This window comes from Vibrio cyclitrophicus (assembly GCA_023206055.1).
In the GTDB taxonomy this organism is placed as follows: Bacteria; Pseudomonadota; Gammaproteobacteria; order Enterobacterales; family Vibrionaceae; genus Vibrio; species Vibrio cyclitrophicus_A.
Genome location: CP065366.1, coordinates 2,420,999 through 2,441,417 on the forward strand (window position 1 = coordinate 2,420,999; position 20,419 = coordinate 2,441,417).

Consider the following 20,419-nt stretch of genomic DNA (forward strand, 5'->3'; position numbering starts at 1 on the left):
CCTAAGACTTAAAGCAGCTCACATTACACCGTCCAGACGAAACATTACATTAACACCCGACACACATCAGGTATACAACTAAACGCTGATCTTTGAGTTACAATATTTTAATTAAGTTACATTCTCGTTAAAGTTGCATAATCCGATTTGATTAATTATCACCATTTATTTCGCTGTGTGAATTTAACCAAAAATTGTAGACGAAACACCATGTCAACAAGTTGCATACTTAGTCATATTTAGATCAAAAAAAAGCAGCCATTAGGCTGCTTTTTCATCAATAACGTTCAGTTACTTATCTTTAGGCTTTTTACGCTTGTCCGTAACTTCCCACTTACCGTCGATGTACAACGCAGTCCAACCGGACGGTTTTCCATCTACTTCAGTACGAACGTAGTTTTCTTTGGTCTTACGACTAAAACGAACCACAGCCGGCTTACCATCAGGGTCAGCAACTGGCGCTGATGCTAAGTACTGAAACTTAGGTGAGATACGGTCTTTAAAACGAACCAGCTCTTCCACCAATGGTGCACGTGTTTCACGTGATTTAGGGAAGTTGCTTGCTGCCATAAATAGGCCAGAAGCCCCGTCACGGAGAACAAAGTACGCGTCTGAATTTTCACACGGAAGTTCAGGGAAATGTACCGGATCTTCTTTCGGTGGCGCTACTTCGCCATTTTTCAGGATCTTACGAGTGTTCTTACAATCTTCACTCGTACAGTCCATGTATTTACCAAAACGACCGTTCTTCAGAACCATGTCAGAACCACATTTGTCACACTCAACAAGTGGACCATCGTAGCCTTTCACTTTAAATTCGCCGTGCTCAACCACATAACCTTCACAGTTCGGGTTGTTACCACATACGTGCATCTTACGCTTATCATCGATTAGATAAGCATCCATTGCCGTTTCACAAATAGGACAGCGTTTTTTAGCTCGAAGGGCTGCGGTTTCAACGTCTTCTTCAAGTACGTTGATAATGCCTTCTTCATCACCAAGGTTGATTGTTGTCTTACAACGCTCTTTTGGTGGAAGTGCATAACCAGAACAGCCTAGGAATACGCCTGTCGAAGCAGTTCGAATACCCATTTTACGGCTACAAGTCGGACACTCAATATCGGTTTCCACGATATGATTTGGCTTCATGCCACCCGCGTCTTCATCTAAATCTGCTTTTTCCAAATCGCCAGTAAAGTCTTCGAAGAAGTTATCTAGCACGCCTTTCCAACTTGCTTCGCCTTCAGCGATTTGGTCCAACTTCTGCTCCATACGAGCAGTGAAGTCGTAGTTCATCAGGTCATTGAAGCTGCCGTCTAGACGGTCAGTAACAATTTCACCCATCTTCTCAGCATAGAAACGACGCTGTTCAACTTTCACATAACCACGGTCTTGAATCGTCGAGATGATTGATGCGTATGTTGAAGGACGACCAATACCACGCTTCTCAAGCTCTTTAACTAGCGCCGCTTCAGTGAAACGAGCCGGTGGCTTAGTGAAGTGCTGTTTAGGGTCTAGCGCGATCAGATCAAGCTTATCGCCGATCTGAACAGCAGGAAGGATCGTATCTTCGTTCTTGCCCATTGGACGCTGGACGCGAGTCCAACCATCAAATTTAAGAATACGACCTTTCGCTTTTAAAGTGTACTCATCTGCTTTAACGCTTACTGTCGTTGAATCGTATTGAGCTGGCGTCATTTGACATGCTACGAATTGATTCCAAATTAGCGAGTAAAGCTTGTGTGCGTCTGCGTCTACGCCGTTTAGGTCTTCCGACTTAACATCCACACTAGAAGGACGAATCGCTTCGTGGGCCTCTTGAGCGCCCTCTTTGCTACCGTATACAAGTGCTTTAGGTGGAAGGTATTGCGCGCCGTACTCAGAACCAATGTATTCACGAGCGGCTTCTACAGCTTCTGAGCTCAAGTTGGTTGAGTCAGTACGCATATAAGTGATGTAACCCGCTTCATACAGGCGTTGAGCCAACATCATGGTTTTCTTTACGCCGTAGCCAAGACGCGTACTCGCCGCTTGTTGCAGCGTCGACGTGATGTAAGGTGCAGACGGCTTACTTTTTGTTGGGCGGTCTTCACGCTTACATACTTCGTATTGCGCCTTTTCTAAAACGCTAACAGCAGCTTGTGTTTGCGCTTCATTTTCAGGTTTAAACGCAACACCGTCTTTCTGCGCTACTTGCAGTCTAAAGTCGGTTTTTTCTGCTGTTTTAGTATCAGCATGCACATCCCAGAACTCTTCAGGGATAAAGGCGTTGATCTCGCGCTCACGCTCTACCAGTAGTTTTACCGCTACTGATTGAACACGGCCAGCGGACAGGCCTCGTGCTACTTTTTTCCAAAGCAGAGGTGACACCATAAACCCAACAACACGGTCCATAAAACGTCGTGCTTGTTGTGCGTTTACGCCATCAATGTTTAGCTCACCTGGAGTTTCGAAAGCTTGTTGAATAGCATTCTTGGTGATTTCGTTAAAAACCACTCGCTTGTATCGCGTTTCATCGCCACCGATGATCTCACGAAGGTGCCATGCGATAGCTTCTCCTTCGCGGTCCAAATCGGTTGCGAGATAAACATGGTCTGCGTTCTCAGCCAGTTTTTGCAATTCAGCAACGACTTTTTCTTTACCAGGTAGGATTTGGTAGTTCGCTTCCCACTCTTTATACGGGTTGATACCCATCTTTTTGATAAGAGCTTTGCGATCTTTTTCTTTCTTGATACGAGCTTTGTCTTCTGGGCTCATACCCTTGGTTGAAACTGCAGCAGCCTTTTGACCAGTACTTTGACCCGCCGTTGGTAAATCACGTACGTGACCTACACTCGACTTAACGACAAAGTCTTTGCCAAGATATTTATTGATAGTTTTAGCCTTGGCTGGCGACTCCACTATAACGAGCGATTTACCCATATTGACTCTAACGTCCTTAATCACGATGCTTAAGCACCAACAATTTAACTTGTGGGCTTTTACGCATGATATTCTAAATTCATTGCTTCTTTTTTTACTATTGTGCGAGATTACTAGAAGATCAACCGCTTTTTTCAAAATTGGATCTGATCGCTCGACAATTCGACGACTCATAGATAAAGGGTCACAATATAAAGAAGCTATAAAGTACTCACTAAGAATACTTGCAAGAGCCTATCCATCAGGCATTACGTCTAAACGGGCACATACTAAGCTTGTCCACGAATCTAACGCGAGCCCCATTCAATTATTTTTGCCGTAAATCACAAAATAAATTGTGGATGTTCGAAAAGACTCTCTTAATCGGTTGTGAAATCATTGAATTTCTAGTTCGACACCATACACTCAACGTTATATTCAGTTATCAGAGATAAACTCATGACAAAGAAAGTAATAGCAGAATTTGATTTACTGCTTATCGCAAACCAAATTATCCAATCACATGATGACTACATTGAAGGCATGCGCGCAAACAGCGTAGTAGAAAAAGACGATGTACTCATATTCAAAGGTGAATACTTCTTAGACAGCAATGGAATGCCGACCGAGAATACAACCGCGGTATTTAACATGTTTAAATACTTAGCGCACCACCTTTCGAAAGAATTTACAATTCAGCAATAATTAAAAAGCTTGCCATTTAGGCAAGCTTTTTTGTTCCTAAACCTTTACATACTAAGCATTTCTATAGACTTAGCATTTTCAGCTTGTCGAAATAATCAGGGAATGTCTTTGACGTACAACCTGGATCATTAATCGTCACAGGCGTATCGCTCAAGGCAACCAGCGAGAAACACATAGCCATACGGTGGTCATCGTAAGTATCAATCGCCGCGTGAGTCAGTTCAGCCACAGGGTTAACAATGATGTAATCTTCACCCTCTTCCACTTCAGCGCCGACTTTGCGTAGCTCTGTTGCCATTGCAGCCAAGCGGTCTGTCTCTTTCACACGCCAGTTGTAGACATTACGGATAGCCGTTGTGCCTTTCGCAAACAATGCGGTTGTCGCAATAGTCATCGCAGCGTCTGGGATATGGTTATAGTCCATATCAATGCCTTTCAGCTCGCCACAACGAGAGATAACGTAGTCGTCACCCCATTCGATTTCCGCACCCATTTTCTCAAGCGCATCAGCGAATTGGATATCACCTTGGATACTGTTTTTGCCAATGCCAGTGACCTTAATCTCACCACCTTTGATTGCAGCAGCTGCAAGGAAATATGACGCAGATGATGCATCTCCTTCAACCAAGAAATCACCCGGTGCCGAGTAAGATTGGCCCGTAGGAATCACAAACTCTTGGTAATCATTGTTAATCACGTCCACACCAAATTGCTTCATGATGTGCAGCGTAATATCGATGTAAGGTTTAGAAACTAATTCACCTTCAATTTTAATGGTAACTTCACCTTCAGCTAAGGGCGCAGCCATCAAAAATGCCGTCAAGAATTGACTAGAGATAGAACCGTCGATAGAAACGGTACCACTCTTCAGACCTGTACCTGTGATCTTCAGTGGTGGGTAGTTTTCATTTTCTAAGTATTCAACGTCAGCACCGGCTTCTCGCAATGCAGTTACTAAGTGACCAATTGGGCGCTCTTTCATGCGCGGCTCACCGGTAAGAACGTATTCTCCGCGACCTAAACATAGTGCAGCCGCCAGTGGACGCATCGCCGTACCCGCGTTACCTAAGAAAAGCTCTGCAGCTTTGTCACTTGAGAATGCACCACCAACACCCGTCACTTCACAAACGGTTTTGTCTACAGACAACTGGTAATCAACACCTAACTGCGTCAATGCATTCAACATATGACGAATATCATCACTGTCTAGCAAGTTTGTTAGGCGAGTGGTTCCCGTTGAAAGTGCAGCCAAAAGAAGTGCACGGTTGGAAACACTTTTTGAACCAGGCAGGTTAACTTCCCCGTTCACTTTTTGAATTGGTTGTAACGTAAGGCTTTCCATTAAATCTTCTAGTCCTTGTACCACCCGAAGTCACTGGCACGTATTTATTTTCGGGTGATGAATAATTCTTCGTACTTGCAGACTAACGAACTTTTCCAACGAACTCCAGAGCTAATCCCGCTCAAACCGGTGATTAATTAGCCAACCAATCGCATTCAAACACTAGTACGCGATATCAACTCGAACACCATCAGAAAAATACAGAATTCGTACATCATCACCTCGGTTAAACAACATGGAGTTGTCTACGTCTTGGATGATGTTTACTAACTTGTTGTCTTTGGTTTTGACCAGCAGTTCAACTAGCTTATATTCCACTCGATACTGCGTATTTCCTCGATTACGTGCGATTCCAGCCCCTGCTACGGCTCCAACAGCAGTAGCCACTTCTTTACCGGTGCCGCCGCCAAACTGATTACCAATCAAGCCACCAATCGCCGCACCTAATAAGGTTTCCCAACCATTCGCTTTCGACTCAACAATCTCTTGTTGAGTAATGTATCTGACCGTATCAATCTCACCATAAACCACCTCGTTCACAGGTCGAGCTTGATTTCTGTTGTAAGCTGCATTTGCCAACATGGGCAAAACAAGTAAAATCCAAAGCAACTTCTTCATGGTAAAACTCCTAAAGACCTCTTGGTCAGTGATTAATCTGTAATGCGGTACTTATGACTATATACCTAACTGAACTTGATACTACTAGTATAGAGTTTCCTTCGCCCTTCGACGCGCTTGATGAACCCAACGGTCTGCTCGCCTTCGGTGGTGATTTATCACCAATGCGAATTTTAAACGCTTATAGCCAAGGTATATTTCCATGGTATGGCCCAGGTGAGCCTATACTTTGGTGGAGCCCTGCACCGCGAGCGGTATTTAATCCTAAGACATTCGAACCGTCAAAAAGTCTTAAAAAGTTTCAAAGAAAACACAATTATAAAGTCAGCATCAACCAAGCGACAGACCGAGTAATTGGTTATTGCTCTTCACTTAGACCCGAAGAAGAGACCTGGCTAAACAACGATATGCAGTCAGCCTACCGAAAACTCGCTTCATTAGGTTTCTGCCACTCGGTTGAGGTTTGGCAAGATGATGAACTGATCGGCGGACTTTACGGCTTACAAAGAGGCCAAGTCTTTTGTGGTGAATCGATGTTCAGCCTAAAGACCAATGCCTCTAAAATTGCGCTGTGGTACTTTTGTGAACACTTTACACAATTCGGCGGACAACTGATTGATTGCCAAGTCATGAACCCTCACTTGGAATCCTTAGGCGCTATCGAGGTTGATAGGAATGAATTCCTAGGTACTCTGCAATTACTCAAAGAATTTTCCGTTAACGATGCATGCTTTCAAACCCAATGGCTAAAGGAAATGCCTTAATGAATCCAGATTTACAACAAATCAGAATTGGATTAACAGACAATCACGCTTGCAGTTATTTACCACACCTTGAAGAAAGAGTGGCAGTCACGCTTGATGAGCACATGCATACTTCCGACAATTATGAAGTTCTGCTAGCAAACGGATTTCGTCGCAGTGGAGCGACAATTTATAAGCCACATTGCGACAGTTGCTCTGCGTGCCAAGCGATTCGCCTTTCGATTCCCGAGGTTAAGTTTTCCAAAAGCCAACGTCGAACCCTCAACAAGGCTAGAACCTTTCGCTGGGAATTAAAAGACGCGATGGACGACAACTGGTTTGATTTATATAGCCGTTACATCACCGCCCGTCATCGTTCGGGAACCATGTATCCACCCAAAAAAGATGAATTCCTACAATTCTCAAAAAATGAATGGCTTGCTACAAAGTTCATGCACATCTATGATAGCAACCAATTGGTCGGCATCGCCGTCACTGATGTGATGTCAAACTGCACCAGCGCATTTTATACCTTCTTCGATCCTGATATCGACATCTCTATGGGAACACTCGGTGTTCTGTTTCAGATTCAGCATGCCCAGAAAGAACAAAAACAGTGGTTATATTTAGGTTATCAGATCGATGAATGCCCTGCGATGAACTATAAAGTACGATTTCAACGTCATCAAAGGCTAGTAAATCAGCGGTGGCAAGGGTAGAATACGCGACAACTTTACATATTTTGATTTTAACGGCACAATCAAGCCGTTGAAAACCGCCAAATTTCGAAAGAGGATTAGATGGCTAAAGAAGACGTAATCGAGATGCAAGGCACTGTCCTTGATACTCTACCAAACACAATGTTCCGTGTTGAGCTTGAAAACGGTCACGTAGTGACAGCACACATCTCTGGTAAAATGCGTAAGAACTACATCCGTATTCTTACTGGTGATAAAGTAACTGTTGAGATGACTCCATACGACCTTTCTAAAGGCCGCATCGTCTTCCGTGCTCGTTAATTTTTTATTAGCGAATACAATAAGAGACGGAGCTTAATGCTCCGTTTTTTATTGCCTGAACTTTTTACTTCACAAGCACATCAATCTCACATCTCGCATCTGATGTGACCCCCTAAAAGTAGACACTTAATACAGAGCATTGAGTGTCATGAAAGTAAAATCACAAAGGCAATATACAGACGAATTTAAACGAGAAGCTGTTCAGCGATCTCTCGATTCTTCTGACACCGTTAAGTCAGTAGCACTATCCTTAGGAATATCGCCGGTGCTACTTTCTAAATGGAGATGCCAAATGACGTCGAAGAAGACTAATAACTCCCTCCCAATACCTAACCACGGTCCCGAAAAATCCGTTGCACAACTGGAGAAAGAGATCCGTCAATTGAAAAAGAAGCTTGAGATGGCAGAGCTGGAGAATGATTTCTTAAAGGAAGCGAAGGCTTTCTTCGACAGCCAAAAAGAATAAGGTTCGAGTATATCCTTAAGAAGGCCAGTGTGAAGTTTCCTGTCATTCGACTATGCAAATGGTTAGGCGTTTCTAAAGCGGGTTATTACAAGTGGCTAACAAGGAAACCATCGAAGCGAGAGACAGACAATGAGTCTTTAAGTCACTACTTGAGGAGAGAAAGCAAAGCTCAGTATTGTATTCCAGGCTATCGAAAGCTTTGGGAAGCAGCAGTCGCTAACGGCTTTATTTGCAATAAGAAGCGAGTACAGAGGCTTCTACAGAATATGGGCTATCGCTCTTGCGCGAGTAAGAGGCGATATGGACGAGCGCCAAGACAAAATGCTCTTATACCAGCCTATAACATTCTTGCCCGTCAATTTAAGGTGGATAAACCCGATCGAGTTTGGGTGTCTGATATAACTCAGGTGCGCTGTACGGATGGCTGGCAATACCTGTGCGTCGTCTTAGATTTGTTTTCACGCAAAGTGATTGGTTGGTCAACAAGTCGCATTAATAACGCAAAGTTAGTGCTAAGAAGCCTGGATAAGGCTTGGGAACAAAGGCAGCCCTTAGGTCACAAGCTTTTGTTTCACTCCGATCAAGGTATACAGTATCGAGCGTTGGAGACGATCCGTTGGCACCGTAAACGAAAGATTAAAGTCAGTATGTCGAGAAAAGGAAACTGTTGGGATAACGCTTGTTCCGAAAGCTTCTTTGCGCAATATAAGAAAGAGTGGGTGAATAACTTAGATCAGCTTTCACGACAAGAAATGACGATGCAGAGTCGCATTTATATCGATACCTATTATAATCCAGTAAGAAGACATGGGACTCTAGGTGGAGTGAGTCCCATGGACTTTGAACTAATCAACTAAACCCCTGTGTCTACTTTTTAGGGGCCATATCACATCTCGCATCTCGCATCTCGCATCTCGCATCTCGCATCTCGCATCTCGCATCTCGCATCTCGCATCTCGCATCTCGCAAGCATAAAAAAACGCACAACCTAAGTCATGCGTTTTATAGTTAAGCTTTTGAACTATCCATCAGTTAGTTAGTGCATAACCTCTTCTTTCGCACCAACGTAGATGAAGTCAAGTTCGTCTTTCTTCAGAGATACTTTCACCGTACCGCCATCAACCAAGCTACCGAACAGTAATTCATTCGCAAGTGGTTTCTTAAGCTTCTCTTGAATCACACGCCCCATTGGACGAGCACCCATGGTCTTGTCATAGCCTTTATCAGCTAACCAGTGACGAGCATCCTCAGAAACCTCTAAAGACACGCCACGTGCGTCCAGTTGAACCTGAAGCTCGACAATGAACTTATCAACAACTTGGCTAATCACACTTGGATCAAGGCTGTTGAACCAAATGATATTATCGAGACGGTTACGGAACTCCGGAGTAAAGACCTTCTTGATTTCACCCATCGCATCTGGTGCATGATCTTGTTGGATCAGGCCGATCGATTTCTTCTCGGTTTCAGCCACACCTGCGTTGGTCGTCATCACTAAAATCACATTGCGGAAGTCCGCTTTGCGACCATTGTTGTCAGTTAGCGTGCCGTTATCCATTACCTGCAGTAGCAAGTTAAAGATATCTGGGTGAGCTTTTTCGATTTCATCCAGTAACACTACGGAGTGCGGGTTCTTAATTACGGCATCTGTTAGCAGACCACCTTGATCGTAACCAACATAACCAGGAGGCGCACCAATCAAGCGGCTCACAGAGTGACGCTCACCGTACTCAGACATATCAAAGCGCAGTAGTTCAATACCCATCAATTTAGACAGTTGAACAGTCACCTCTGTTTTACCGACACCAGTAGGACCTGCAAACAAGAATGAACCAACAGGTTTATTGTCTGCACCCAATCCAGCACGGGTTAGCTTAATCGCTTCACTCAATACATCGATTGCAGGGTCTTGTCCGAATACCAACATTTTCATGCGGTCATCCAGTTTCTGCAGCGTATCTTTGTCTGAAGACGATACTGACTTCTCAGGAATACGAGCCATTTTCGCAACCATTGACTCAATATCAGCCACGCTTACCGTTTTCTTACGACGGCTTGCAGGAGCCAAACGGCTACGAGCGCCCGCTTCATCGATTACGTCAATTGCCTTATCTGGAAGGTGACGTTCATTAATGTATTTAGCAGACAGCTCCACAGCGGCACGCAACGCTTTGTTGGTGTAGCGCACTTCGTGGTGAGCTTCGTATTTTGGCTTCAAGCCAATCAGAATCTTGGTAGTATCGTCTAGAGATGGTTCAATAATGTCGATTTTCTGGAAGCGACGAGCTAAAGCACGCTCCTTCTCAAAAATACTGCTGTACTCTTGGTAGGTTGTTGAACCGATGCAACGTAATTTGCCGCTGCTTAGTAACGGTTTAATTAAGTTTGCCGCATCAACCTGACCACCAGAGGCTGCACCCGCACCAATAATGGTGTGGATTTCATCGATGAACAGAATCGCGTCTTCTTCTTTTTCTAGTTGCTTAAGAATCGCTTTAAAACGTTTCTCAAAGTCACCACGATATTTCGTTCCCGCAAGCAGTGAACCGATATCTAGAGAATAAATTACGCTACTCTGAATGATTTCAGGCACTTGCCCTTCAACGATACGCCATGCAAGACCTTCCGCAATGGCAGTTTTACCTACACCCGCTTCACCCACTAACAGAGGGTTGTTCTTGCGACGACGACACAGAACTTGGATAGTACGTTCTAGCTCTTTGTCACGACCGATTAATGGGTCAATGTTGCCCTGCTTCGCTACTTCGTTAAGGTTGGTGGCAAAGTTTTCTAAACGATCTTCTGAATTAGCTTCTTCAGCATTTTCTGCACCACCAAATGAATCCGATGACGAAGGACTGTCGCCTTCATTACTGGCTTTGGTAATACCGTGTGAGATGAAGTTAACAATGTCTAAGCGACTAATGTCGTTTTTCTTAAGAAGATATGCCGCGTGAGATTCTTGCTCACTAAAAATAGCTACAAGTACATTAGCACCTGTTACTTCGCTGCGACCTGAAGATTGAACATGGAAAACAGCGCGTTGAAGTACTCGTTGAAAGCTCAACGTAGGCTGAGTTTCACGAGTTTCGTCGCTTTCAGGGATAAGTGGGGTCGTTTGATCGATAAAAATATCGAGCTCATTGCGAAGAGCATCGAGATCAGCCTGACAAGCTTGGAGCGCTTCCTTGGCCGCATCATTTTCTAATAATGCTAGTAGGAGGTGTTCGACAGTCATAAATTCATGTCGCTTGTCACGCGCACGAGCAAATGCGCCATTTAAACTCGTCTCTAATTCTTTATTTAGCATAAGTACCTCCTAAGGGAACAACAGTGTTGTTCGAGCAATTTATACTTGCTCCATTGTACATAGTAGCGGATGCTCATTTTCCTTTGAGTACATCGTGACCTGCGCTACCTTTGTTTCCGCTATCTCAGCACTGTATGTGCCGCATATAGCTTTACCTTCATAATGAACCTTGAGCATCACTTCCGTTGCTTTTTCGATATCTAGTGAGAAGAATCGCTCTAGGATCTCGATTACAAAGTCCATGGGCGTGTAGTCATCGTTATTTAACACAACGTTATACATAGCCGGTGGCTTTACTTTTGTTGCTTCTTTCTCCAGTAAATCTGAGCCTGGAGATGCCCATTCAAAGTTTCTGCTCATATCGCTTTGCTAAGGGTTATTTTTCGGAAGTCGTGAGTGTTTACCTAACTCAAATTTACCACATTCACGCTTTACGGTGTACTAGGAAACTGCACCGAGAAACAGTACCAAAAAATATTCCTCTATACTGAGCCTAATCCACCATTTCCATCGCTGCAAATAAAAGATCTCGATTAACAGGATTAACATATGTGATTGATTAAAAAGACGCCACAACTATTGATATTAACGATAAGATCACCACTAAGTTACTATTTAGTTAATAGTTTGCGGTTAATCTCGAATGTGATTTGTTATTAAAATTGATCACTTTTATACCAATTTGCTATTGACTGTGCTCAATCATTAGCTACATTGGAGCTAAAAGGTTTTTCAATACATTTTTGCAACATGATTTAAAATCAGTAACACGCTTCAAAAATTAACAATAAGGAATAATTACGCAGGGTAGCGTTAATTTCCGTAAGCAATGTACGAGATTCAAGCTATTAGCTGAAATTCTTTAGCTAGTAGGAATGATATCAATCGCACTTACAACAATTGATATAACAACGTTAGTAACAAAATGCATGAGGGATGTATAGCATGGCTACAGGTACAGTAAAATGGTTTAACAATGCCAAAGGGTTTGGCTTTATTTGTCCAGAAGGTGAAGACGGCGATATTTTCGCGCACTACTCCACAATACAAATGGAAGGTTACCGAACCTTGAAGGCTGGTCAGCAGGTCGACTATGAAGTAGAAAGTGGACCCAAAGGCTCGCATGCTAGCTCCGTTGTTCCTGTAGAAGGCAGCGCCGCAAAATAAGCGAATGCCAACTCATGTTAACCTTCATCAGTTGTAAATGAAGGCTGGCAGGTAAACAGAATATTGAAACCGCTCATTTAATACCTCTAATACAGGATTACGTGAGCGGTTTTTTCTTTTTTGGAGCTCGAAGATTGCTCACTTAACAATGAGTTCGAGCATGTGTTCCTATTAAGCTAGGTCTTAGGGGGATTACAAAAACACAAAAAAAGACGCTTTAACGTTATCGTTAAAGCGTCTTTTGTTTTGTCTTTACCTGTGACTTAGTTGTCAGACTAAGCAACTCGTTAGCAAATCACGTTCATGACTTACTAACGATGAGTCCGAGCACTATGCATCAATAAATGCGTTTAGTGTTGAGCTTGGACGCATTAATGCTGAAACCAGTGCGTCATCAAGTAAGTAGTAACCACCTAAATCGCCAGCAACACCTTGAGCATTGTTCAGCTCTGCAACGATCGCTTTTTCACTTTCAGCCAGTTGACTTGCCACACCTGCGAACTCAGCAGCAAGATCAGCGTCAACTGTTTGCTCAGCAAGCGCCTTAGCCCAGTAAGCTGCTAGGTAGTAGTGGCTACCACGGTTATCAAGCTCACCGACTCTACGTGAAGGAGACTTGTTGTTATCAAGGAACTCACCCGTCGCTTTATCAAGCGCGTCCGCTAGAACTTGTGCTTTAGCGTTACCTGTTACTACGCTCAGGTGCTCTAGAGATGCAGCCAATGCCAAGAATTCGCCTAGGGAATCCCAACGTAGGTGGTTTTCTTTCTCTACTTGTTGAACGTGCTTAGGAGCAGAGCCGCCAGCACCTGTTTCAAACAAACCACCACCGTTCATTAGTGGAACAATCGATAGCATCTTAGCTGATGTACCAAGTTCTAGAATCGGGAACAAGTCTGTTAGATAATCACGTAATACGTTACCTGTAACCGAAATAGTATCTAGGCCTTCTTTGATACGAACCAGTGAGTATTGAGTCGCTTCAAGTGGAGCAAGGACCTTAATTTCAAGACCATCGGTATCGTATTCAGGAAGGTACGCTTCAACTTTCTTGATAAGCTGAGCATCATGCGCACGTGACGCATCTAGCCAAAATACAGCTGGAACACCCGATGCACGAGCACGAGTTACCGCAAGCTTAACCCAGTCTTGGATTGGCGCATCTTTAACCTGACACATACGGAAGATATCGCCTTCCTCTACGTCTTGCTCAAGAAGTACTGCGCCAGAAGCATCAACCACTTGAACCTGACCAGCAGCTTCTAGGATGAAAGTCTTATCGTGAGAACCGTATTCTTCTGCTTTTTGAGCCATCAAGCCAACGTTTGGTACGCTACCCATCGTTGTTGGATCGAACGCACCGTTCTCTTTACAGAAATCAATAACAGCTTGATAAATGCTCGCGTAGCTACGATCTGGGATCATTGCTTTGGTATCTTTTTGCTTACCTTCTGGATCCCACATTTGACCAGAAGAACGCAGCATTGCAGGCATAGATGCATCCACAATGATATCGCTTGGTACGTGTAGGTTAGTGATACCACGGTCCGAATCAACCATCGCTAGTGGTGGCTGAGTCTCGTATACCGCTTGTAGATCAGCTTCGATTGCTTCTTTCTGCTCTTGAGGAAGCGCAGAAATTTTTGCGTATACATCACCAATGCCGTTGTTAACATCAACACCTAGCTCGTCGAACAGCTGACCGTGTTTAGCAAATACGTCTTTGTAGTAAACTTTAACTGCATGACCAAAGATCACTGGGTCAGATACTTTCATCATCGTCGCTTTCATGTGAAGAGAAAGCAGTACACCTTGCTCTTTAGCCGATGCGATTTCTTTTTCGAAGAATGCAACCAAAGCGGCCTTGTTCATCACTGACGCATCAATGATCTCTTTATCTTGCAGTGCAAAAGCTGGCTTCAATGTTTTCTTCGCGCCATCTTTACCAACGAATTCAATGCTAACTTCTGTAGCACCTTCAATCGTTACTGACTTTTCGCTACCAAAGAAGTCTTTGTCGTCCATACTTGAAACGTGAGACTTAGAATCTGCTGACCAAGCACCCATCGAGTGTGGGTTCTTCTTCGCGTAGTTTTTAACAGAAAGTGGAGCGCGGCGGTCAGAATTACCTTCACGCAATACAGGGTTTACTGCACTGCCTTTGATTTTGTCGTAAGTCGCTTTAACGGCTTTCTCTTCGTCTGTGTTTGCTTCTTCTGGATAATTAGGAAGCGCGTAACCTTTTGATTGTAGCTCTTTGATTGTTGTTTGAAGCTGAGGTACTGATGCAGAGATGTTTGGAAGCTTGATAATGTTCGCTTCTGGTGTCTTAGCCAATTCACCTAGTTCTGCTAATGCATCACCAATACGTTGCTCTTCGTTCAAATAGTCAGGGAAGTTGGCAATAATGCGCCCTGCAAGTGAAATGTCGCGAGTATCAACGTTAATACCAGAAGAAGCTGTAAAAGATTGAATGATAGGCAGCAGAGAGTAAGTTGCTAGCGCCGGAGCTTCGTCTGTAATGGTATAGATGATCGTTGGTTTTTCAGTAGGCATGAAATTTCCCTATAGTTCTTACAAGCTCATTTAAAGTAGTGAGCATGTTATAAATTGACCAGTAAGCGACTCTAAGAGTGAAAACTGCTTACTCGATACGTACTCTATCTTATTTTTCATGCAATCTTGATAACAGCATGAACCAAATCCGTGAGTGCGTTGTTATAATAAAACACGAAGGTATAATTAAACAAATCAGGCTTAAGAGTCCATCAACTTGTTCTATTTTGTGTCTTTTAGGCGCGCAAATGATAGCTCAATTCCGTTTCAGTGAAAACTTTTCAGCACACTTCGTTTACATTTTTGCAAGGTAGTTAACATGTCTACTCGCTCACGCAGCGCATCTCGTTCAGACAAACCGGCTCGTTCTGGTGCAACATTAAAACAAAGCGGTAATAGACAAAGTCGAAGCAGTGATAAGAATAACACTGGCAATTCGCACAACAAATCTCACTCCAGTAAGCACCGATATAAAGGCAAGCCTATCAATGCAAAACCTAAGGTTGCACTCGAAGATCGCAAAGTAATTTTGTTCAACAAGCCTTTCGATACTCTAAGCCAATTTACAGATGGCGAAGGAAGAAAAACGCTAGCGGATTTTATTCCAGTGAAAGACGTTTATGCTGCAGGTCGCCTGGACCGCGACAGCGAAGGGTTAATGGTCTTGACCAACGATGGTATTTTTCAAGCTAAGCTAACTCAACCAAACTCAAAATCTCCAAAGACCTACTGGGTACAGGTTGAAGGCGCTCCTTCTGAGGAAGATTTAGATAAATTGAGAAAAGGCGTCAAACTAAAAGACGGCATGACACTACCTGCAAACGTGGAATTGATGCAAGAACCTGAAGTGTGGGATAGAAATCCTCCAGTGCGTTTCAGAGCCGCGATACCAACAACATGGTTGGCTATTACAATCATTGAAGGACGTAACCGTCAGGTAAGACGAATGACAGCCAATATCGGCTTCCCTACCCTACGTCTTATCCGCTATTCAATGGGCAATATGAATGTGGGGCAACTGCAACCTGGTGAGTGGAAAGAGATCTGATTCTGCCGGAATCAAACTCTGAAATTAAAAAGTAAAAAAGCGAGGTCTTCTAAAACAGACGCTCGCTTTTCTCATCAATTTTGTTCAACTTCATTAATCTTGATCGATCATCCACTTGCGGAATTCTTTACGATCTTCTTTTGAAGTCTTCAGGTACCAAGCTTTAAGCTGTTCTAGCTCTTCTGATTGAACCTTATCCATACTCTCAACAGGAAGAGCTAAAGTCTCAACTATTTTGTCAGGCTGTGCTACTGCTTGATTATCAATGGCAACATAAGAAACAGCGACAGCCGCCACCCCACCATTAATATTATACTCTCGAATCTCTTCAATATAGTTTCGGCCTAATTGAACTCCATTTGATTTAAGCTCATCAACAACCTTATCTACCTCAACACCATGTTGATCAACAATCTTAAACTCCAGATTTTTTAAACCTTTCTCAGCAGAGCGAACTGAACGATAAGTAGGCATTAAAAATTCAACATCTTGATCAGCATTTATATTGAACGTAACAATCTGGTTTTTGCCATAAACTTTTTTACGATCACCTGATTTTTCTATTACAGGTTCGTATTGAAATACAACTTGGTTCTGACCTGTATTTAAAGTAACAACAGTAGATGCTTTGAAGGCCTGACCTGAGGTTTCAGGCTTTTTCATATTAACAGCTAAAAGGTCTACTGTATCTTTAACAGTTAGAGATGCCGAGATTCCAGGCATACTAACTAACATGGCAGACATTAATGTAATTGCTTGTATTTTCATAATAATCCATCAAGTACAAAAAAGCCCAGCTTACGCTGGGCTCTATAATTTAGTCAAACTAATATGTTATTAGTCTAATATATTACCAGTAAACACGTACGCCAGTTGCGAATGCTAGAGCACCGTCTGCGATAGTTGGCTCATTAACAAAAGAATCAGATTCTTTGTTTGTGAAACCTAGAGTACGACCGTCTAGGTAAGCAGCTTCAACATAAATACGAGACCAGCTGTTAAAGTGGTAATCAGTACCTACATAAATAACTGTAGAAGTGTCTTCTTCACCAAACTCACCAACTACGCTGATGTTACCAGTATCTTGATCTGTGTATTCGTAACCCGCGTAAGCTGTTGCGTTGTCAGCCCATGCATATGTACCTGCCAATGAGATACCATCGATAGTTACTTTATGCTCTGAGTTCTTGATTTCTGTATTGTAGTATGTGAAACCAATACCAGCTTTACCAAATGAGTACTCAACAGTTGCTTGGTAGTAAGTATCTTCTACTTTATCAGCACCAGTTTCATCTGTCGTTTGACCGAAACCAACGTGACCACTTAGATCACCAGCAGAACCACCGACAAAAATTTCAGCAAGCTCTTGATTGCTATCATTTTCATCTAGACCGTAGTTAGCAGCAACAAAAAAGTTATCAGCATCGTAGTTGTATTTGATCATTGAGTCGTGAGCTGCACCATTAAGCTGAGAATAACCTAGAGCAGAACCACCGTAGAAGTAAGAGTAATCAGCACCGTAGATATCATCGGCAATAGTCCATTGCTGACCGATTTTAATTGAACCAAAATCACCAGCGAAGCCTAGTATATGTTGGCGGATTTTCATTTCATCTTCTTTAACAGAAAATTCAACTTTACCAATAATGTCTAGAGAGTCATTAAGTGCATATTTTGCATCAACACCTGCACGTGAAGAACCAGCACCAATAGTTGTTTTACCTTCCTGAACTGTACCAACGAACATGTCAGTACCTTGGTCATAAGCATATTCTTTTGTGTCATCAGAAATTTTCAGCTCAGTACGTAGTTGACCGTAAAAGTCTACTGAACCTTCATCCGTTTTAAAAATTTCTGCTGCGCTTACTGAACCAGCTGCTGTCATAACTGCTAGTGCTAATAGAGTCTTTTTCATAATAAATCCACTGCCTTTTCTAAGAATGGGAGATCCTTGCCCGGTTCCCTTTTATTTTTATGACTGGTCATTACCACTCTTTGTTGGTTAATCACCGTCACTAAATTTCGAGGTCTAGATTGCAAAAGATTATCCTGCGTGTCAAATAAACTAAAAACAAACCTAAAAAAAACACAAAACATTCAAAATCAATAACTTACATTTTTTGTCATCATTTTACGAGCAACTTATCCTTAGTTTTATCAGGAAATATAATAATCCAAAAAACGTAACAAACAGAATTTAAACCCAAAATATAGACACAAACAAATCAATAATCAGAATTTAACACCTACGAGCCAGTCTTTTTTGATATTTATATTTCGCAACATAAATAAAATAGTTAAGTTCCTGATGGTTCAGTTTTTTTTTGTGAACCAGATCTACCTTTGATTCAAAAGCAAGCTATTTCACCGTAAATGTACCGACTAGTGATATGTGCTACTATCCTCGCTCCGTTACGTAGGTCACAGTATGCTAACTACTAAAATTCAAAAATCTATTCGCACCAGCTATCAAAACCTCCAAGATCAGTTGGACAACTTTGTACCTCGACGTGCTCAAAATTACCTTGTTGCAGAAATAGCGAAGACACTTTGTGGTCAATACCACAAAAGTAATCGCATGATTGTTGCAGAAGCGGGGACAGGGATCGGGAAATCACTGGCTTATTTAATGGCTACTATTCCTGTATCTGTGCTCAATAATCGAAAAATCGTCATTTCAACGGCGACGGTTGCGCTACAAGAACAGCTCGTCAATAAAGATCTCCCACTATATAGAAGACTGACTGATAGAGAGTTTTCTTTCATATTAGCGAAGGGCAGACAACGTTATTGTTGCTCCGAAAAGCTAGCTGCTGCTTGTGGGGTTGATGGTGGTCAGATGGCTATGTTCGAATCCAAGCCAAAGCAAAAGGACATCGAACAATTACAAACCATGTACCGCAGTTTGACTCAAGGTAAATGGGATGGTGACCGTGATTCATGGCCGAAACCAATCGACAACATGATTTGGCAGATGATTGTCAGTGATAAGCACAGCTGTAACAACAGTATGCCTACGCATAGAGATTGCCCTTTCCAAAAAGCACGTTCAGAGCTAGATAAAGCAGACGTGATTATCGCTAATCACAGTTTAGTAATGGCTGATGCTGACTTAGGCGGCGGCGTAATACTGCCTGAACCAGAAAACAGCATCTATATATTCGATGAAGCTCACCATTTACCGCATGTAGCGAGAGATCACTCTTCTGCAGCTGCGAGCTTAAAAGGTGCCGCTTCATGGTTAGAGCGTTTGAATCAATCAATCACTAAGCTTTCGGGTTTGGCGGATGAAAAACGAGTGGGTCGATTCAGAAATGAATTGCAAGATTCTGTACAGCAGCTAATCCCGACCCTTACTCAAATGAGCAAACAGTTTGATGCTAGCCACTTTGAAGACGGCTTGTATCGCTTCGAACATGGCGACTTACCGGAGTGGCTAGAGAATGAATCAAAAGATCTCAAGCAACTCACACAAAAGGCAAGCCAAGCCGTTGCGAAGATTGCAGACCTAATTGCAGAACGAGTTAAAGACGGAGAGCTTTCAGCAAAGCTTGCAGAGCCTGCGCTGGCAGAAATTGGCTTCTATATACAAAGAACAGAGAACCTTGCTCAAGTTTGGCGCTTAATGGCTGAACCTAAGAGAGAAAAAGGTGCTCCTTTGGCTCGTTGGCTCGAACTGAATAAAGAGAGTGAAGGCGATTTCGTTGTGAATGTTTCGCCACTCGAGGTTGGGTGGCAACTGGATCAGCAAATCTGGAGCCGCTGTGTGGGCGCCGTATTAGTATCTGCGACCATGAGAGCACTCAACTCTTTCAGCTTTTTCTGTCATCAAGCAGGTATCAGTCAAAAAGCAGAAGATGGCGTACAATTTTTGGCTTTAGCATCACCGTTTGATTACCAGAATCAAGCGGAACTGATCGTTCCGGCAATGAAGTACGAACCACAAGCACCTCAGTTTACCGAATATCTTATTGAAATTTTGCCTAAGGTAATAGAAGACAAAAAAGCCAATCTCGTTCTATTCTCTTCTTACTGGCAAATGAACAAAGTTGCAGAGGCTTTAGCAACAGATTTCGTTAAAAAGTCGTGGGCATTGCAGGTTCAAGGTGATACTTCACGAACTGAAATCCTAAAAAAACATAAAAAGCTAATAGACCAAGGTAAAACCAGCGTTCTTTTTGGAACTGGCAGCTTTTCTGAAGGTCTTGACCTACCGGGTGAGCTTCTTGAAAACCTCGTTATTACCAAGATTCCTTTTGGTGTTCCTACCTCTCCTGTAGAGCAAGCACATTCAGAATATATTGAATCACGCGGTGGTAACCCTTTTATGCAGATTACTGTTCCAGAAGCGAGTAAAAAGCTTATTCAATCTGTGGGTAGACTACTGCGTAAGGAACGAGATTCTGGTAAAGTCACGATCCTTGATAGACGCATAGTAACGAAGCGATACGGAAAGTCCCTACTCGATTCACTACCGCCTTTTAAAAGAACAATAAAATACTAATATCCCCTGCCCTTGAGGTAGTTATGGGCCTTCATCGCTA

At 42.8% G+C, this 20,419-nt stretch carries 16 protein-coding genes; 8 read left to right on the forward strand and 8 right to left on the reverse strand.

What is annotated here, in order from left to right; translation table 11 throughout:
• Positions 1-291 precede the first annotated feature (291 nt).
• Complete coding sequence (gene topA, locus ITG09_10630) at positions 292-2,922, reverse strand: type I DNA topoisomerase (GenBank protein UPR51162.1); 2,631 nt, start codon at positions 2,920-2,922, stop codon at positions 292-294.
• Between the two features lie 438 nt (positions 2,923-3,360).
• On the opposite strand from topA, the gene ITG09_10635 reads away from it, so the two are divergent.
• Positions 3,361-3,606 carry a YciN family protein gene (locus tag ITG09_10635; protein ID UPR51163.1) on the forward strand — a complete coding sequence of 82 codons (246 nt, stop codon included), beginning with the start codon at positions 3,361-3,363 and terminating at the stop codon, positions 3,604-3,606.
• Positions 3,607-3,667: 61 nt separating this feature from the next.
• Here ITG09_10635 and aroA read toward each other — a convergent pair whose 3' ends face one another.
• Together aroA and ITG09_10645 are read right to left on the reverse strand one after the other, a co-directional pair.
• Positions 3,668-4,948 (reverse strand): 3-phosphoshikimate 1-carboxyvinyltransferase, encoded by a 1,281-nt coding sequence (gene aroA / locus ITG09_10640; GenBank protein ID UPR51164.1) that lies wholly within the window; start codon positions 4,946-4,948, stop codon positions 3,668-3,670.
• A 162-nt stretch (positions 4,949-5,110) separates the two neighbouring features.
• Positions 5,111-5,566: a glycine zipper 2TM domain-containing protein gene (locus tag ITG09_10645; GenBank protein UPR51165.1), complete on the reverse strand. Its 456-nt coding sequence runs from the start codon at positions 5,564-5,566 to the stop codon at positions 5,111-5,113.
• Between the two features lie 53 nt (positions 5,567-5,619).
• Between ITG09_10645 and aat the strand changes: the two genes are divergently transcribed.
• From aat to ITG09_10665, 4 genes are all read left to right on the forward strand, one after another.
• A complete protein-coding gene (gene aat / locus ITG09_10650) occupies positions 5,620-6,330 on the forward strand; it encodes a leucyl/phenylalanyl-tRNA--protein transferase (GenBank protein UPR51166.1) in 711 nt (236 codons plus the stop codon).
• Entirely contained in the window at positions 6,330-7,028 is a 699-nt protein-coding gene (locus ITG09_10655) for an arginyltransferase (GenBank protein UPR51167.1), read from the forward strand. Before aat ends, ITG09_10655 begins: the two co-directional genes overlap by 1 nt.
• 81 nt (positions 7,029-7,109) lie before the next feature.
• Complete coding sequence (gene infA, locus ITG09_10660; protein ID UPR51168.1) at positions 7,110-7,328, forward strand: translation initiation factor IF-1; 219 nt, start codon at positions 7,110-7,112, stop codon at positions 7,326-7,328.
• Between the two features lie 148 nt (positions 7,329-7,476).
• Positions 7,477-8,651, forward strand: a protein-coding gene (locus ITG09_10665) for an IS3 family transposase (GenBank protein ID UPR51169.1) whose coding sequence is annotated in 2 segments (ribosomal slippage) — positions 7,477-7,762 and positions 7,762-8,651 — 1,176 coding nt in all. Because the reading frame shifts where the segments join, the coding sequence is not laid out codon by codon here.
• Positions 8,652-8,830: 179 nt separating this feature from the next.
• Here the strand turns inward: ITG09_10665 and clpA are convergent.
• Positions 8,831-11,104, reverse strand: a complete 2,274-nt coding sequence (clpA, locus tag ITG09_10670; GenBank protein ID UPR51170.1) for an ATP-dependent Clp protease ATP-binding subunit ClpA — start codon at positions 11,102-11,104, stop codon at positions 8,831-8,833.
• 39 nt (positions 11,105-11,143) lie between these two features.
• Positions 11,144-11,464 carry an ATP-dependent Clp protease adapter ClpS gene (gene clpS, locus ITG09_10675; GenBank protein ID UPR51171.1) on the reverse strand — a complete coding sequence of 107 codons (321 nt, stop codon included), beginning with the start codon at positions 11,462-11,464 and terminating at the stop codon, positions 11,144-11,146.
• 585 nt (positions 11,465-12,049) lie between these two features.
• On the opposite strand from clpS, the gene cspD reads away from it, so the two are divergent.
• Positions 12,050-12,271 (forward strand): cold shock domain-containing protein CspD, encoded by a 222-nt coding sequence (cspD, locus tag ITG09_10680; protein ID UPR51172.1) that lies wholly within the window; start codon positions 12,050-12,052, stop codon positions 12,269-12,271.
• Between the two features lie 330 nt (positions 12,272-12,601).
• Here cspD and ITG09_10685 read toward each other — a convergent pair whose 3' ends face one another.
• Complete coding sequence (locus ITG09_10685; GenBank protein UPR51173.1) at positions 12,602-14,827, reverse strand: NADP-dependent isocitrate dehydrogenase; 2,226 nt, start codon at positions 14,825-14,827, stop codon at positions 12,602-12,604.
• A gap of 319 nt (positions 14,828-15,146) precedes the next feature.
• Here ITG09_10685 and ITG09_10690 point away from each other — a divergent pair, with 319 nt between their 5' ends.
• The gene (locus tag ITG09_10690) at positions 15,147-15,875 is read left to right on the forward strand and encodes a pseudouridine synthase (GenBank protein ID UPR51174.1); all 729 of its coding nucleotides are present in this window, start codon (positions 15,147-15,149) and stop codon (positions 15,873-15,875) included.
• Between the two features lie 93 nt (positions 15,876-15,968).
• Here ITG09_10690 and ITG09_10695 read toward each other — a convergent pair whose 3' ends face one another.
• Positions 15,969-16,643: a DUF2057 family protein gene (locus tag ITG09_10695; protein UPR51175.1), complete on the reverse strand. Its 675-nt coding sequence runs from the start codon at positions 16,641-16,643 to the stop codon at positions 15,969-15,971.
• A gap of 82 nt (positions 16,644-16,725) precedes the next feature.
• Entirely contained in the window at positions 16,726-17,790 is a 1,065-nt protein-coding gene (locus ITG09_10700) for a porin (GenBank protein ID UPR51176.1), read from the reverse strand.
• Positions 17,791-18,303: 513 nt separating this feature from the next.
• Between ITG09_10700 and dinG the strand changes: the two genes are divergently transcribed.
• Positions 18,304-20,379, forward strand: coding sequence for an ATP-dependent DNA helicase DinG (gene dinG / locus ITG09_10705; GenBank protein UPR51177.1), 2,076 nt, complete (start codon positions 18,304-18,306; stop codon positions 20,377-20,379).
• The last annotated feature ends 40 nt before the right edge of the window (positions 20,380-20,419 follow it).